Consider the following 14,879-nt stretch of genomic DNA (forward strand, 5'->3'; position numbering starts at 1 on the left):
GGAGCGGGCTTGCCCCGCGATAGGGCCGGAACAGGCTTAAAGGGCAATCAACTCCGGCCGCAACCCTTCCACCCTTTGCACCACCGGCCGCAGATACCCGCCATCCCCGGTTATCTGGTGCAGCACCTTCTCGCGCAAGCCATGCAGCGCCACCCCGGTGCGTTGGCGCGGATGCGGCAGCCCAATCTCCACCACCGCCTTGATCCGCCCCGGCCGCGGTTCCAGCACCACCACCCGGTCGGCCAGGTAGGTCGCCTCTTCGGCATCGTGGGTCACCAGCAGAATGGTCACCCCCGAACGCTCACGTATCGCCAGCAACTCGTCCTGCAACTGCTGGCGGGTCAGTGCATCCAGGGCGCCGAACGGTTCGTCGAGCAGCAGGATGCGCGGGCTGGCCACCAGCCCCCGGGCGATCGCCACGCGCTGGGCCATGCCACCGGAGAGCTGGTGCGGGTAGGCCGATTCGAAACCGACCAGCCCCACCAGTTGCACGAACTCATGCACCCGACGGGCGCGCTCGCCCTGGGTGAGCTTGTCGTTGACCAACCCAAGGGCGATGTTCTGCTCCACCGTCAGCCAGGGGAACAGCCGGTGCTCCTGGAACACGATGCCGCGCTCGCCGCCGATACCACTGACGGGCTTGCCATCGACGCGGATCTGGCCGCTGTAGTCGTTGTCCAGGCCCACCAGCAGGCGCAGCAGGGTGGACTTGCCGCAGCCCGACGAGCCGACGATGGCGATGAATTCGCCTTGCTCGATCGACAGGTCGAAGTCGCGAATGGCTTCGAACGGCTGGCCGTCCACGCTGAAGGTCTTGCCGACTTTTTCGAAGCTGACCAGCGGCGGTGTGGCATCAGCTTGGTTGGCCGCGTGCAGGGCCGGGGTGATGAAGGCGTTCATGCGGATCTCCAGCGCGTGGCGCGCGATTCGAGGCGTTGGCCAAGGTGGCCGAGCAGGGCGCCGACCAGGCCGATCAGGACCATGGCGGCCATCACCTGGTCCATGCGGAACAATTGCTGGGCACCGATCATCAGGCTGGCGATGCCGCCGTCCGAGGGCATGAAGTATTCGGCGCCGATGGTGCCCAGCCAGGCGTAGATCAGCGACAGCCGCAGGCCGGCGAAGATCGCCGGCGCAGCGCCCGGCAGCACCAGCAGGCGCAGGCGTTGTACCAAGCCCAGGCGCAGCGCCTGGGCCGCCTCGCCCAGCTGCGGCGACAGGCTGGCGATGCCGCGCTGGGTGGCGATCAGCAGCGGGAAGAACGCCGCGAGGGCGACGAACACCAGCTTGGCGCCTTCCCCCAGGCCGAACCAGGCGGTAAGCAACGGGACCCAGGCAAACAGCGCCACCTGGCGCAGCGCCGACAGGCTCGGGCCGAGCAGGCGCTCGCTGTATTGCGACAAGCCCAGCAGCAGCCCCAGGGCAAAGCCCGCGCCGCCACCGAGCAGCAACCCGACCAGGGTGCGTTGCAGGCTAAGAAGCAAGGCTTCGCTCAGCGAGCCATCCTGCAGCCCGGCGTACAGGCTGCGCAGCACATCCAGCGGTGAGGCGAGGATGTTGGCGTCTACCCAGCCGAAACTGTTGGCAGCCTGCCACAGGGCCAACAACGCCGCTGGCAGCAGCAGGCTCTGCCAGCCCTTGGTAATGCCGCCACGCAGCTGCTCGCCGGTGGCCGGTTGCGGCCAGTACAGCAGGCTGCGCTCCAGGCGCGAGAAGCCCCGATCCATCAGCGCGCCGACCAGGCCGATCAGCAGGATGCAGAGGAACACCAGGTCGAGCATGAACAGCTGGCGGCCCCAGACCATCAGGTAGCCGATGCCTTCACTGGAGGCCAGCAGCTCGACCGCCAGCAGCGAGGTCCAGCCGGTGGCCAGGGCCAGGCGTACGCCGGCGAGAAAGGCGGGCAGGGCAGCCGGCAGCAGCAGGCGCAGGAACAACAGGTGCGCTGGCAGGCGCAAGGTGGCGGCGGCTTCGCGCAGCTTGGGTTGTGCGTCGCGCACGCCGACCAGGGTGTGCAGGGTGACCGGTACCACCACCGCCTTGACCAGCACCACCAGCTTGAGCACTTCGCCAATGCCGAAGAACAGCATGAACAGCGGGATCCAGGCCAGCGTGGGGATTTGCGCCAGGGCCACGAAGGTCGGCAGCACCAGTGTCTGCGCCCGCCGCGAAGCACCCAGCCAGGTGCCCAGCAGCAGGCCACTGGCGATGCCCGCCAGCAAACCCCACAGCAGGCGTTGCAAGCTTATCCACAGATGGCTCCACAACTCCCCGGAGCCAAACTCCAAGGCGCTCTGCCAGACCAGCGACGGCGCCGGCAGGATCTGCTCGCTCATCCAGTGCTCGTGGCTGGCCACCCCCCACAACGCCGCCAACAGCAACGGCACGACCCAAGGCAGGGCGGCATGGCTGTGCGTGGCGAAAGGGCCGTTCAGTGGCCCCAGAAGCCATCCGGGCTTGCTCAAAACTCCGCTCATCAGGCCATCTCCCAAACCGTTCCTTGTTTATTCATTTATGGAATTAAAAATTCACACAAATAACATTCAAGAGATAAGAGCATGCGCCCCCTGCATCGGGAAGCCCTGATCCGTTGCGTTTTCCTCATATTTTCCATGCGCTGTCTGCAAGCCGCCCCAAGACCCGCATGGCCGCTGATTTATGCCTTCTGGTTACTGAAGAATGACGTATTGATCTTTGTAGGTTCTAACCCAACCCGCCTAGCTTCTGGCCAAAGCGCCGGCCATCGCCGGTGGCAGCTTGCCAAGGAGCCTTGCCATGAAAACCCCCTTTCGCCATCTGCTCACTCCGCTGCTCGCCGGCTTGCTGAGCGCCTTGCCGCTGGCGGCGCTGGCCGCGCAGCCCGACGTGATCCGGATTGCCGTGCCCGACCTCAGCGCCGGCAGCAAGCCCAGCGCCGGTGGCGTGGTCGATGTGTTGCGCGACCAGCAGTTGCTGGAAAAAGAGTTTGCCAAGGACGGCATCCGTATCGACTGGCGCTTCTTCAAGGGCGCCGGCCCCGTGGTCAACGAGGCGTTGGCCAACGGCCAGGCCGACTTCGCCTACCTGGGTGACCTGGCCGCGATCATCGGCAAGGCCAATGGCCTGGACACCCGCGTGCTGTCGGCCGGGGTGCGCGGGGTGAAGAGCTACCTCGGCGTGGTGCCGGGCTCGGGCATCCACAGCCTGGCGGACCTCAAGGGCAAGCGCGTGGCGGTGTTCCGCGGTACCGCCAACCAGCTGTCGTTCGCCAGCGCCCTGGCCAGCCAGGGGCTGACCGAGCGTGAGCTGAAAGTCATCAACCTGGACTTCAACGCCGCCAACGCTGCGCTGGCGGCCAAGCAGATCGACGCCACCTGGGGCCTGTCCAACCTGTTGTCGCTGCGCGAACGCGGCCTGGTCGAGCTGCCGGTCAACTCCCGCGACCTCAAGGGCGCCGGCAGCACCCAGGCGGTGCTGCTGGGTACCGGCGACTTCATCCGCCAGCACCCCGAACTGGTGCAGCGCCTGGTCAATGCCCAGCTGCAGGCGGTGAAGTGGCTGCGCGACGAGCACAACCGCGACGCCTACATCGACCTCGTGGCCAACACCGCCAACTGGCCGAAGAGCATCCTGCGCGATGACCTGGCCGAGGAAAACCTGGCCGCCTATTTCGACCCGCGCCTGGACGCCGGCTTCGTCGGCCTGCTGCAACAGGGCGTGGACCTGGCCGCCAAGGAGCGCCTGATCCGCCGGGATTTCCAGGTAAGCGACTGGGTAGAACCGCGCTTCCTCGATGCCGCCCTGCAACAGGACCAGGCCGTGCAGGCCGCCCGCTGAATTTCAAACCCCGACAAAAACCCTGAGGACCACGACCATGAGCAACGCCGCACTGGCTAACGCGCCACACACCCTTGAGCTGGATATCCACCCCGTCGCCGGGCGCATCGGCGCCGAGATCCGTGGCGTCAAACTGTCCGCCGACCTCGACCCGGCCACCATCGACGCGATTCAGGCGGCGCTGGTGCAGCACAAGGTGATCTTCTTCCGCGGCCAGGACCACCTCGATGACATCGGCCAGGAGGCCTTCGCCCAGCTGCTGGGCGAGCCGATCGCCCACCCCACGGTACCAGTGGTGGACGGCACCAGTTATCTGCTCCAGCTCGATGGCGCCGAGGGCCAGCGGGCCAATTCCTGGCACACCGACGTGACCTTCGTCGACGCCTACCCCAAGGCCTCGATCCTGCGCAGCGTGGTGGCCCCGGCATCGGGTGGCGACACGGTATGGGCCAACACCGCCGCCGCCTACCAGGAGTTGCCGGAACCCCTGCGCGCACTGGCCGACCAGCTATGGGCGGTGCACAGCAACGAGTACGACTACGCCAGCGTGAAGCCGGACGTGGACCCAGCCAAGCTCGAGCGCTACCGCAAGGTGTTCACCTCGACGGTGTACGAAACCGAGCACCCGGTGGTGCGGGTGCACCCGATCAGCGGCGAGCGGGCGCTGCAGCTGGGGCATTTCGTCAAACGCATCAAGGGCTATTCACTGGCCGATTCGCAGCACCTGTTCGCGGTGCTGCAGGGGCATGTGACGCGCCTGGAGAACACCGTGCGCTGGCGCTGGCAGGCGGGGGATGTGGCGATCTGGGATAACCGCGCGACCCAGCACTACGCGGTGGACGACTATGGCACCCAGCCGCGCGTGGTGCGCCGGGTCACCCTGGCGGGTGAGGTGCCGGTGGGGGTGGATGGGCAACTGAGCCGGACTACTCGCAAAGGCTGAGGCCATGAAAAGGGCCGCTTTGCGGCCCTTCGCGGGTAAACCCGCTCCCACACAGATTGCACTGAGCCTGTGGGAGCGGGTTTACCCGCGAAGGGCTGCAAAGCAGCCCCAATAAGTGCGATGAAGTGCTAACTGACAGGCATTAGCCACTTGCGGCTCTTCCCGTTCACTACGGGGTTTACTTGTCACCCTCGTGGGTCAGCTCCAGCACCCGATCCACCAGCTTGTAGATGCCGCCGGCGGCTTCGCTGATCGACTTGGCCAGCATGTAGGCCGGGGTGGTCACCAACTTGCGCTGGGTGTCTTCGACGATGTCATGCACATCGCACTCCTGGTGGGTGCCGCCCATCTTCACCACGGCTGCGCTGGTGCCCGCATCGTTACCGATGGTGCAGACCACGCCCGGGCCATAGATCTTGGCGGCCAGGGCTGGCGAGATGCACATCAGGCCGACCGGCTTGCAGGCATCGGCGAAGGCTTCGGCCAGGGCCAGCACGTCGGGGTTCACGCTGCAATTGGTGCCTTCGACGGCGAAGTTGGAGAGGTTCTTCGCGGCGCCGAAACCGCCGGGTACGATCAGTGCATCGAAGTCTTCGACCTTGGCCTCGCGAATGTCCTTCACCTCGCCCCGGGCAATGCGTGCCGACTCGACCAGCACGTTGCGCGACTCGGGCATCTGTTCGCCGGTCAGGTGATCGATCACATGCATCTGCGCGATGTTCGGTGCGAAGCACTGCACCTGGGCGCCGCGCTGGTCGAGGCGCAGCAAGGTGATCACGCTCTCGTGGATTTCGGCGCCGTCATACACGCCACAGCCGGAAAGGATCACCGCAACTTTCTTCGTCATGCTCATTACTCCAGTGTCGAGGCGCTAAATGTCCTCTAGTTTGGCAGATGTGGCCATAGGGGTTAGGGCAGGCGCGGCCTAATCTCTTGCGACACCCTTGGAGACTGCCGCCGATGGACCTGATTCTGCTGGCTGTGCCGATGTTCTTTGTGCTGATCGCCGTGGAGCTGGTCGCCGACCGCGTGCGCGGCCAGCGCAACTACCAACTGGCCGATTCGATCAACAGCTTGAGCACCGGCGTGCTGTCGACCAGTACCGGCCTTTTGACCAAGGGCGTCGGGCTGCTCAGCTATGCCCTGGCCTGGGAACACCTGGCGCTGCTGCGCCTGCCGGCCGAGGCCTGGTGGGTGTGGGTGGGCGCCTTCGTGCTCTATGACTTCTGCTATTACTGGCTGCACCGCCTGGGCCACGAGCGCAACGTGCTGTGGGCGGCGCATTCGGTGCATCACCAGAGCGAGGAATACAACCTCACCACGGCGCTGCGCCAGACCAGCAGCGGCTTCATCTTCTCGTGGATCTTCTACCTGCCGCTGGCGCTGCTCGGCGTGCCGCCGGTGGTGTTCATCACCGTGGCGTCGCTGAACCTGCTGTATCAGTTCTGGGTGCACACCCGCCATGTGCCCAAGCTGGGCTGGCTCGAATGGGTGCTGATCACGCCGTCCAACCATCGTGTCCACCATGCGCAGAATCCTCGCTACTTGGATTGCAACTACGGCGGTGTGTTCATCTTCTGGGACCGGCTGTTCGGCACCTTCCAGGAGGAGGACGACGATGAGCCGGTGATCTTCGGCGTGACCACGCCGCTGGCCAGCTGGAACCCGCTGTGGGCCAACCTGCAGTTCTATGCGCAGCTCTGGGCGGATGCCCGGCGCACCGGCCGCCTGTGGGACAAGCTGCGCATCTGGTTCATGCCCACCGGTTGGCGCCCGGCAGATGTGGCGGCGGCTGACCCGCACCCCAAGCAGGACCTGGCGCGCTTTCGCAAGTTCGCCATCGCGCTGCACGGCATGCAGCAGCTGTACGTGGTTGTGCAGTTCGCGGTCTACGTGGCGCTGGGCAGTTACTTGATGGACGTGGCCGAGCGGGTGCCGTTCGCCGCGCTGCTGCTGGGCTGGGCGGTGATGGCGTTCGGTTTGTTCGCGTTGGGCGCGGCGCTGGAAGATCGGCCCTGGGCAGGGCGCATGGAGTTGCTGCGGCTGCTGCTGAATGCGCCGGCACTGTATCTGGCCGGCGCTTCGGGGTTAGTGCTGGTCACGCCCCTGGCCTGGGGACTGCTCCTGGCTTACAGCTTGCTCAGCTTGGGCTTCCTGGCCTTGTGCCGCCGCGCGGCGCTCGGCGCGCTGGGTACGGAAGCGCCGGCGCAGCCAGAGCAGCAGGCCCAGGCCCAGCAGGGTGCCGAGCACCCATAGCTCGTACTTCTTGATGCTGCCCAGCATGCCTTCGAGGATGGCGCCGAAGTGGTAGGCGGCAAGCCCCAGGGCCAGGGCCCAGACGGCGGCGCCAATGCCATTGAGCAGCAGGTAGCGGCGTGGCGGGTAGCCGGACAGGCCGATGGCCACCGGCATCACCGTGCGCAGGCCGTAGACGAAGCGAAAACTCAGGACCCACAGGTCGGGGTGGCGGCGGATGTGTTCCAGCGCCCGGTCACCCATGGCCTGCCAGCGCGGCTTGCGGGCGAGGATCTTGCGCCCGTGGCGGCGGCCCATGAAGTACCACAGTTGATCGCCTGCATAGCTGCCGCAGAACGCCACCAGCACCACCAGCTTGATGTCCATGTATTCGCGGAACGCCAGAAAACCTGCGAGCACGAGAATGGTCTCGCCTTCGAAGAACGTGCCGAGAAACAGGGCGAAATAGCCGAAATCGTTCAGGAATTGTTGAAGCATTTTCTGACGTGCTGGCGAAATGAACGCGCAGCCTACCCCTTCGTGCCCGTTCGGGAAAGTGTCCAAATGTGTCTCGACGTGAACATTTCCTACAAGGACAATGCCTGCGGCCACAAGTCGCAGGGTTGCCCTAGGGTGTAACACAGGCGTCATAATGGCCGCTTATAACTGTCGCGCTCGCCCGCCTGCGCGGGCTCAGGAGTCTGCCGTGAGCTTTACCCCCGCCAACCGTCTGTTTCCTGCCACCCGCCTGCGTCGCAACCGCCGGGACGACTTTTCCCGTCGCCTGGTTCGCGAAAACACCCTGACCGTCGATGACCTGATCCTGCCGGTATTCGTACTGGACGGCGAGAACCGCCGTGAAGAAGTCCCCTCGATGCCGGGCGTCGAACGTCTGTCGATCGACCTGCTGCTCGAAGCCGCACAGGGCTGGGTTGAGCTGGGCATTCCGGCGCTGGCGCTGTTCCCGGTAACCCCGACCGAGAAGAAATCCCTCGATGGCGCCGAAGCCTGGAACCCGGACGGTATCGCCCAGCGTGCCACCCGCGCCCTGCGCGCGCGCTTCCCGGAGCTGGGGGTGATCACCGACGTGGCGCTGGACCCGTTCACCACCCACGGCCAGGACGGCATCCTCGATGAAGAGGGTTACGTTCAGAACGACATCACCGTCGATGCCCTGGTGCGCCAGGCCCTGTCCCACGCCGACGCCGGCGCCCAGGTCGTCGCCCCGTCCGACATGATGGACGGCCGTCTCGGAGCGATCCGCGAGGCCCTGGAACTGGCCGGTCACGTCAACGTGCGCATCATGGCCTACTCGGCCAAGTACGCCAGCGCCTATTACGGCCCGTTCCGCGACGCGGTCGGTTCGGCGCTGAACCTGGGCAAGGCCAACAAAGCGTCCTACCAGATGGACCCGGCCAACAGCAACGAAGCCCTGCACGAAGTGGCCCTGGACCTGGCCGAAGGCGCCGACATGGTCATGGTCAAGCCGGGCATGCCGTACCTGGACATCGTCCAGCGGGTAAAAGCCGAGTTCAAGGTGCCGACCTTCGCCTACCAGGTCAGTGGCGAGTACGCCATGCACATGGCCGCGATCCAGAACGGCTGGCTGAGTGAAGCCGTGATCCTCGAATCCCTTACCGCATTCAAACGGGCAGGTGCCGATGGCATCCTGACTTATTTCGCCGTGCGCGCCGCTCAAATGTTGAGAGGGCAATAACGCCCTCACAGGAACCTCAGATGAATAACGAAGTGCTCACACCTGTCGCGATCAAGGATGCCCAGGCCGTGCCCGAAGAGATGGTGCAGACCCCGCCAGACCTGCCGCCGGCAGCAGAGGCCGAGCCTGCGCCCGTGGTCGAAAGCGTGGCCCCCGCGCCGGCGCCGGCCCCGGCAATCGCCGTGCCGAGCCTGGACGACAGCAGCCTGTACATTCATCGCGAGCTTTCCCAGCTGCAGTTCAACATCCGCGTGCTGGAGCAGGCGCTGGATGAGTCGTACCCGCTGCTTGAGCGGCTGAAGTTCCTGCTGATCTTCTCCAGCAACCTGGACGAGTTCTTCGAGATCCGCGTGGCGGGCCTGAAGAAGCAGATCAACTTCGCCCGTGAGCAGGCCGGGGCCGACGGCCTGCAGCCGCATCAGGCGCTGGCGCGGATCAGCGAGCTGGTGCATTTCGAGGTGGAGCGCCAGTACGCGATCCTCAACGACGTGCTGCTGCCGGAACTGGAAAAACACCAGATCCGCTTCATCCGCCGCCGTTACTGGACGACCAAGCTCAAGGCCTGGGTGCGCCGCTACTTCCGCGACGAGATCGCCCCGATCATCACCCCGATCGGCCTCGACCCGACCCACCCATTCCCGCTGTTGGTGAACAAGAGCCTGAACTTCATCGTCGAGCTCGAAGGCGTCGATGCCTTCGGTCGCGACTCGGGCCTGGCGATCATCCCGGCGCCACGCCTGCTGCCGCGCGTGATCCGTGTGCCGGAAGAGGTCGGTGGCCCTGGCGACAACTATGTGTTCCTGTCGTCGATGATCCACGCTCACGCCGATGATCTGTTCCAGGGCATGAAGGTCAAGGGCTGCTACCAGTTCCGGCTGACCCGTAACGCCGACCTGGCGCTGGACTCCGAAGAGGTCGACGACCTGGCGCGCGCCCTGCGCGGCGAGCTGTTCTCGCGCCGCTATGGCGACGCGGTACGCCTCGAGGTGGCCGACACCTGCCCGAAACACCTGTCCGACTACCTGCTCAAGCAGTTCAGCCTGAGCGAGAGCGAGCTGTACCAGGTCAACGGCCCGGTCAACCTGACCCGCCTGTTCAGCATCACCGGCCTCGACAGCCACCCCGAGCTGCAGTACACGCCGTTCACCCCGGCGATCCCCAAGCTGCTGCAGAACGCCGACAACATCTTCAGCGTGATCGGCAAGCAGGACATCCTGCTGATGCACCCGTTCGAGTCTTTCACCCCGGTGATCGACCTGCTGCGCCAGGCCGCCAAGGACCCGCACGTGCTGGCCGTGCGCCAAACCCTGTACCGTTCGGGCGCCAACTCGGAGATTGTCGACGCTCTGGTGGACGCGGCGCGTAACGGCAAGGAGGTCACTGCGGTGATCGAATTGCGCGCACGCTTCGACGAAGAGTCCAACCTGCAGATGGCCAGCCGCCTGCAGGCCGCCGGCGCGGTGGTGATCTACGGGGTGGTGGGCTTCAAGACCCACGCCAAGATGATGCTGATCCTGCGCCGCGAGCAGGGTGAGATCGTGCGTTATGCGCACCTGGGTACCGGCAACTACCACGCCGGCAACGCCCGCCTGTACACCGACTACAGCCTGCTGACCTCCGACGACGCCCTCACCGAGGACGTCGGCAAACTGTTCAGCCAGCTGATCGGCATGGGCAAGACCCTGCGCATGAAGAAACTCCTGCACGCGCCGTTCACCCTGAAGAAGGGCATGCTCGACATGATCGCCCGGGAGACCCAGTTCGCCCTGGACGGGAAGCCTGCGCACATCATTGCCAAGTTCAACTCGTTGACCGACGCCAAGATCATCAAGGCACTGTACAAGGCCAGCCAGTCGGGCGTGCGCATCGACCTGGTGGTGCGTGGCATGTGCTGCCTGCGCCCGGGCATCCCGGGGGTATCGCACAACATCAACGTGCGCTCGATCATCGGCCGCTTCCTCGAGCACACGCGGGTGTTCTACTTCCTCAATGGCGGTGAGGAGCAGATCTACCTGTCCAGTGCCGACTGGATGGAGCGCAACCTCGACAAGCGTGTGGAGACCTGCTTCCCGGTGGAAGGCAAGAAGTTGCTGCTGCGGGTGAAGAAGGAACTGGAAGGCTACCTGACCGACAACACCCAGGCCTGGACCCTGCAGCCGGACGGGCGCTACGTGCGCAGCTCGCCGACCGGCAACCAGAACCCGCGCAGTGCCCAGGCGGCGCTGCTGGAGCGCTTGAGCAACCCGGTGCTGAACGTTCGCTAGGTGTGATGGCGAGCCGCTTTCCCTGTGGGAGCGGCTTTAGCCGCGAAGCAGGCGACGCGGTGGATGGCAGGTCAGGTCAATGCGTGGGAGCGGCGGTGCGCCGATGCGACTTGTCCCGCGATAGCGATGCTGAGGTTGGCATTGCTATCGCGGGGCAAGCCCGCTCCCATGATGGTCGTGCTCAGGCTTACCTGACGCTCAGCACGAACCCAACCCGAGCCAGCCACTCCGCCTCGTTGGCGAAGTCGGCCTGGGTCAGCTGGTTCTGCTCCAGCCAGCCGTCAGGGAACACAACCTCCAGGCTGTCATCAGCCGCTTGCAGTACCACCTGTGGCATCTGCTGGGTGCCGCGGATGTGGTGGAACAGGATGGCGAAGCGCAGCAGCACGCACAGGCGAATCAGCTTGACGCCTTCGTCGCCGAATTCGGCGAACTTGTCCTTGGGGATGTTGCGGCGGTGGCCACGCACCAGCAGCGCCATCATCTGCTGGTCCTCGCGGGAGAAGCCCGACAGGTCGGAGTGCTCGAGCAGGTAGGCGCCGTGCTTGTGGTAGTGATAGTGGGCGATGTCCAGCCCCACTTCGTGCACTTTCGCAGCCCAACCCAGCAGATCGCGCCAATTACCCTCTTCAAGGTCCCATGCCGCGGCTACCTGGTCGAAGGCGTGCAAGGCCTTGCGCTCGACGCGCGCGGCCTGGCCCTGGTCGACGTGGTAGCGCTCCATCAGCGAGTTCAGGGTGCGTTCGCGCACGTCTTCATGGTGGTGGCGGCCCAGCAGGTCGAACAGCACGCCTTCACGCAGGGCGCCGTCGCAGTGGTCCATGCGTGCCAGCTCCAGGGCGTCGAAGATGGCCTCGAGGATTGCCAGGCCCGCCGGGAAGATCGCCCGGCGGTCGGGCTTGACCCCTTCGAAGTCGATCTTGTCGGTTTCGCCCAGCTTGAACAGCTTGCGCTTGACCCAGGCCAGGCCCTCGGCGTTGACCTCGCCGTTGCCCAGACCGCCGGCCTTGATCGCCGCGCCGATGGCCCGGATGGTACCGGACGAGCCGATGGCCTCGTCCCAGGTCAGGCGGTGCAGGGCGTTCTCGATGCTCATCAGCTCCAGGCGTGCGGCGGTGTAGGCCTGGGCATAGCGCGCCGGGGTGACCTTGCCATCGCGGAAGTAGCGCTGGGTGAAGCTTACGCAGCCCATCTGCAGGCTTTCGCGCAGCAGTGGCTCGAAGCGCTGGCCGATGATGAACTCGGTGCTGCCGCCGCCGATGTCGGCGACCAGGCGCTTGCCGGGGGTGTCGGCGAGGGTGTGGGAAACCCCCAGGTAGATCAGGCGCGCTTCTTCACGGCCAGAGATGACCTCGACCGGGTGGCCGAGAATGGCTTCGGCGCGCAGGATGAATTCATTGCGGTTACGCGCTTCGCGCAGGGCGTTGGTGCCGACGATGCGCACCGCGCCGGCCGGCATGCCGTTGATCAGTTGGGCGAAGCGCTTGAGGCACTCCAGGCCCCGTTGCATGGCTTCTTCGCTGAGCTTGCGCTCCTCGTCGATGCCGGCAGCGAGCTGAACCTTTTCTCCGAGCCGCTCAAGAATGCGGATTTCCGTGTGATGGGCCTTGGCCACGACCATATGGAAGCTGTTGGAGCCCAGGTCGATGGCGGCGATCAGAGACAGGTTCTTCGCGGTGGTATGCGGCATGGTCTGGGGGTTCTCGGTCGTTAACCTGGCAATCGTGCCACGATCGTGGCCATCCGCCAACGCGCAGCACTGCAAGGCTTTGATGCATGGCAATGTGATAGCGATGTTATGACGGTGATATGACAGTTTCGATTCGTGGGGTCTTGCACAACTATAGATACAGTCAATCGTCCGTGGCTTCCTGTAGCCAGCCGGTGCCGCTATCATGGGCCACGTTTTTTTATTGCTTACGACCTTGGAGATTTCCATGAGCGACAAAATCAAACACGTCACCGACGCCAGCTTCGAAGCCGACGTACTCAAGGCCGAAGGTGCGGTGCTGGTCGACTACTGGGCTGAATGGTGCGGCCCATGCAAGATGATCGCTCCGGTACTGGACGCCATCGCCGAAGACTACGCAGGCAAGCTGGTCGTCGCCAAGCTGAACATCGACGAAAACCAGGAAACCCCGGCCAAGCACGGCGTGCGTGGCATCCCGACCCTGATGCTGTTCAAGAACGGCAACGTCGAGGCCACCAAGGTCGGCGCCCTGTCCAAATCGCAGCTGACCGCGTTCATCGACGCCCACCTGTGATGTAAAAAAGCCCCGCAAATGCGGGGCTTTTTTTATCTGCCGCCGTTGATCGGCGTGGGAGCGGGCTTGCCCCGCGATGGCGCCAGCCCAGATAAAAACCTGTCGATACGTGTGGTCAAAACCACTAGACGTCGAAAAAAGCAAGTGTTACATTCGGCCTCGCACTGCTTCTTTCAGTGCCCTCTGCACGCCGTCGCCGAAGCATCCCAATTCGAATCAGTACGCGATCCTGTCGCCATCTAGCGGCGCGGCCTCATTAAGCCAAAGCTTAACTCTCTCCCTTCTTACATGATTACGTCACTCCCCTTATGAACCTGACTGAACTCAAGCAAAAGCCGATTACCGATCTTTTGGAAATGGCCGAACAGATGGGCATCGAAAACATGGCCCGTTCGCGCAAACAGGACGTGATTTTCGCCCTGTTGAAGAAGCACGCGAAAAGCGGCGAAGAGATCTCGGGTGACGGCGTGCTGGAGATTCTCCAGGATGGTTTCGGTTTCCTGCGTTCCGCTGATGCCTCTTACCTGGCCGGCCCCGACGATATCTACGTTTCGCCCAGCCAGATCCGTCGCTTCAACCTGCGCACCGGCGACACCATCGTCGGCAAGATCCGCCCGCCGAAGGAAGGGGAGCGTTACTTCGCCCTGTTGAAGGTCGACACGATCAACTTCGATCGTCCGGAAAACGCGAAGAACAAGATCCTGTTCGAAAACCTGACGCCGCTGTTCCCGAACAAGCGTCTGAAGATGGAAGCCGGTAACGGCTCCACCGAAGACCTCACTGGTCGCGTCATCGACCTGTGCGCTCCAATCGGCAAAGGCCAGCGTGGCCTGATCGTCGCGCCGCCAAAAGCCGGTAAGACGATCATGCTGCAGAACATCGCGGCCAACATCACCCGCAACAACCCCGAGTGCCACCTGATCGTCCTGCTGATCGACGAGCGCCCGGAAGAAGTGACCGAGATGCAGCGCACCGTGCGCGGCGAAGTGGTCGCCTCCACCTTCGACGAGCCACCAACCCGCCACGTGCAGGTTGCCGAAATGGTCATCGAGAAGGCCAAGCGCCTGGTCGAGCACAAGAAAGATGTGGTCATCCTGCTCGACTCCATTACTCGTCTGGCCCGTGCCTACAACACCGTGATTCCGAGCTCCGGCAAGGTGCTGACCGGTGGTGTCGATGCCCACGCCCTGGAGAAGCCGAAGCGCTTCTTCGGTGCCGCGCGTAACATCGAAGAAGGCGGCTCGCTCACCATCATCGCCACCGCGCTGGTCGAGACCGGCTCGAAGATGGACGAAGTGATCTACGAAGAGTTCAAGGGTACCGGCAACATGGAGCTGCCGCTGGACCGCCGCATCGCCGAGAAGCGTGTGTTCCCGGCCATCAACATCAACAAGTCCGGCACCCGCCGCGAAGAGTTGCTGACCGCCGACGACGAACTGCAGCGCATGTGGATCCTGCGCAAGCTGCTGCACCCGATGGACGAAATCGCCGCCATCGAGTTCCTGGTCGACAAGCTCAAGCAGACCAAGACCAACGACGAGTTCTTCCTGTCGATGAAGCGCAAGTAAGCGCTGCCGACCAGGAAGTAATTGGGGCCGCTTCGCGCCCCTTCGCGGGTAAACCCGCTCCCACAGGTTTCG

The 14,879-nt window shown here is 64.3% G+C and carries 11 protein-coding genes and 1 pseudogene; 7 read left to right on the forward strand and 5 right to left on the reverse strand.

All coding sequences use genetic code 11. The features are described 5' to 3' along the window. Positions 1–36: 36 nt before the first annotated feature. Both F6X61_RS04460 and F6X61_RS04465 read right to left on the reverse strand, forming a co-directional pair. A complete protein-coding gene (locus F6X61_RS04460) occupies positions 37–900 on the reverse strand; it encodes an ABC transporter ATP-binding protein (protein WP_153785580.1) in 864 nt (287 codons plus the stop codon). Continuing rightward, positions 897–2,477, reverse strand: a complete 1,581-nt coding sequence (locus tag F6X61_RS04465) for an ABC transporter permease (protein WP_153785581.1) — start codon at positions 2,475–2,477, stop codon at positions 897–899. The genes F6X61_RS04460 and F6X61_RS04465 overlap by 4 nt, the downstream gene beginning before the upstream one ends. Before the next feature lie 298 nt (positions 2,478–2,775). On the opposite strand from F6X61_RS04465, the gene F6X61_RS04470 reads away from it, so the two are divergent. After that, on the forward strand, positions 2,776–3,816 hold the full coding sequence (locus F6X61_RS04470) for an ABC transporter substrate-binding protein (protein WP_153785582.1): 1,041 nt from the start codon (positions 2,776–2,778) through the stop codon (positions 3,814–3,816). Between the two features lie 37 nt (positions 3,817–3,853). Continuing rightward, complete coding sequence (locus F6X61_RS04475) at positions 3,854–4,759, forward strand: TauD/TfdA family dioxygenase (RefSeq protein WP_153785583.1); 906 nt, start codon at positions 3,854–3,856, stop codon at positions 4,757–4,759. A gap of 178 nt (positions 4,760–4,937) precedes the next feature. Here the strand turns inward: F6X61_RS04475 and elbB are convergent, their stop codons facing one another. Then, positions 4,938–5,606, reverse strand: coding sequence for an isoprenoid biosynthesis glyoxalase ElbB (elbB, locus tag F6X61_RS04480; protein WP_153785584.1), 669 nt, complete (start codon positions 5,604–5,606; stop codon positions 4,938–4,940). A 140-nt stretch (positions 5,607–5,746) separates the two neighbouring features. Here elbB and F6X61_RS27195 point away from each other — a divergent pair. Next, positions 5,747–6,346, forward strand: a pseudogene (locus tag F6X61_RS27195) (sterol desaturase family protein); the annotation flags it as partial. Between the two features lie 501 nt (positions 6,347–6,847). Here the strand turns inward: F6X61_RS27195 and F6X61_RS04490 are convergent. Continuing rightward, the gene (locus F6X61_RS04490) at positions 6,848–7,492 is read right to left on the reverse strand and encodes a DedA family protein (protein ID WP_178125765.1); all 645 of its coding nucleotides are present in this window, start codon (positions 7,490–7,492) and stop codon (positions 6,848–6,850) included. 208 nt (positions 7,493–7,700) lie between these two features. On the opposite strand from F6X61_RS04490, the gene hemB reads away from it, so the two are divergent. Both hemB and ppk1 read left to right on the forward strand, forming a co-directional pair. Further along, positions 7,701–8,711, forward strand: coding sequence for a porphobilinogen synthase (gene hemB / locus F6X61_RS04495; RefSeq protein WP_110995709.1), 1,011 nt, complete (start codon positions 7,701–7,703; stop codon positions 8,709–8,711). 20 nt (positions 8,712–8,731) lie between these two features. Beyond that, positions 8,732–10,975 carry a polyphosphate kinase 1 gene (ppk1, locus tag F6X61_RS04500; protein ID WP_153785586.1) on the forward strand — a complete coding sequence of 748 codons (2,244 nt, stop codon included), beginning with the start codon at positions 8,732–8,734 and terminating at the stop codon, positions 10,973–10,975. 187 nt (positions 10,976–11,162) lie between these two features. Here ppk1 and ppx read toward each other — a convergent pair whose 3' ends face one another. Further along, a complete protein-coding gene (gene ppx, locus F6X61_RS04505) occupies positions 11,163–12,665 on the reverse strand; it encodes an exopolyphosphatase (protein WP_153785587.1) in 1,503 nt (500 codons plus the stop codon). A gap of 247 nt (positions 12,666–12,912) precedes the next feature. Between ppx and trxA the strand changes: the two genes are divergently transcribed. Together trxA and rho are read left to right on the forward strand one after the other, a co-directional pair. Next, positions 12,913–13,239, forward strand: a complete 327-nt coding sequence (gene trxA / locus F6X61_RS04510; protein ID WP_153785588.1) for a thioredoxin TrxA — start codon at positions 12,913–12,915, stop codon at positions 13,237–13,239. Positions 13,240–13,547: 308 nt separating this feature from the next. Continuing rightward, positions 13,548–14,807: a transcription termination factor Rho gene (gene rho, locus F6X61_RS04515; RefSeq protein ID WP_011536308.1), complete on the forward strand. Its 1,260-nt coding sequence runs from the start codon at positions 13,548–13,550 to the stop codon at positions 14,805–14,807. Positions 14,808–14,879: the final 72 nt, after the last annotated feature.

Origin of the sequence: Pseudomonas sp. EMN2, assembly GCF_009650555.1 — a bacterium.
Classification (GTDB): Bacteria; Pseudomonadota; Gammaproteobacteria; order Pseudomonadales; family Pseudomonadaceae; genus Aquipseudomonas; species Aquipseudomonas sichuanensis.

Coding starts and splice junctions, on each gene's coding strand:
- F6X61_RS04460 (WP_153785580.1), bottom strand. CDS start 900: ATGAACGCCTTCATCACCCCGGCCCTGCACGCGGCCAACCAAGCTGAT.
- F6X61_RS04465 (WP_153785581.1), bottom strand. CDS start 2,477: ATGAGCGGAGTTTTGAGCAAGCCCGGATGGCTTCTGGGGCCACTGAAC.
- F6X61_RS04470 (WP_153785582.1), top strand. CDS start 2,776: ATGAAAACCCCCTTTCGCCATCTGCTCACTCCGCTGCTCGCCGGCTTG.
- F6X61_RS04475 (WP_153785583.1), top strand. CDS start 3,854: ATGAGCAACGCCGCACTGGCTAACGCGCCACACACCCTTGAGCTGGAT.
- elbB (WP_153785584.1), bottom strand. CDS start 5,606: ATGACGAAGAAAGTTGCGGTGATCCTTTCCGGCTGTGGCGTGTATGAC.
- F6X61_RS04490 (WP_178125765.1), bottom strand. CDS start 7,492: ATGCTTCAACAATTCCTGAACGATTTCGGCTATTTCGCCCTGTTTCTC.
- ppk1 (WP_153785586.1), top strand. CDS start 8,732: ATGAATAACGAAGTGCTCACACCTGTCGCGATCAAGGATGCCCAGGCC.
- ppx (WP_153785587.1), bottom strand. CDS start 12,665: ATGCCGCATACCACCGCGAAGAACCTGTCTCTGATCGCCGCCATCGAC.
- trxA (WP_153785588.1), top strand. CDS start 12,913: ATGAGCGACAAAATCAAACACGTCACCGACGCCAGCTTCGAAGCCGAC.
- rho (WP_011536308.1), top strand. CDS start 13,548: ATGAACCTGACTGAACTCAAGCAAAAGCCGATTACCGATCTTTTGGAA.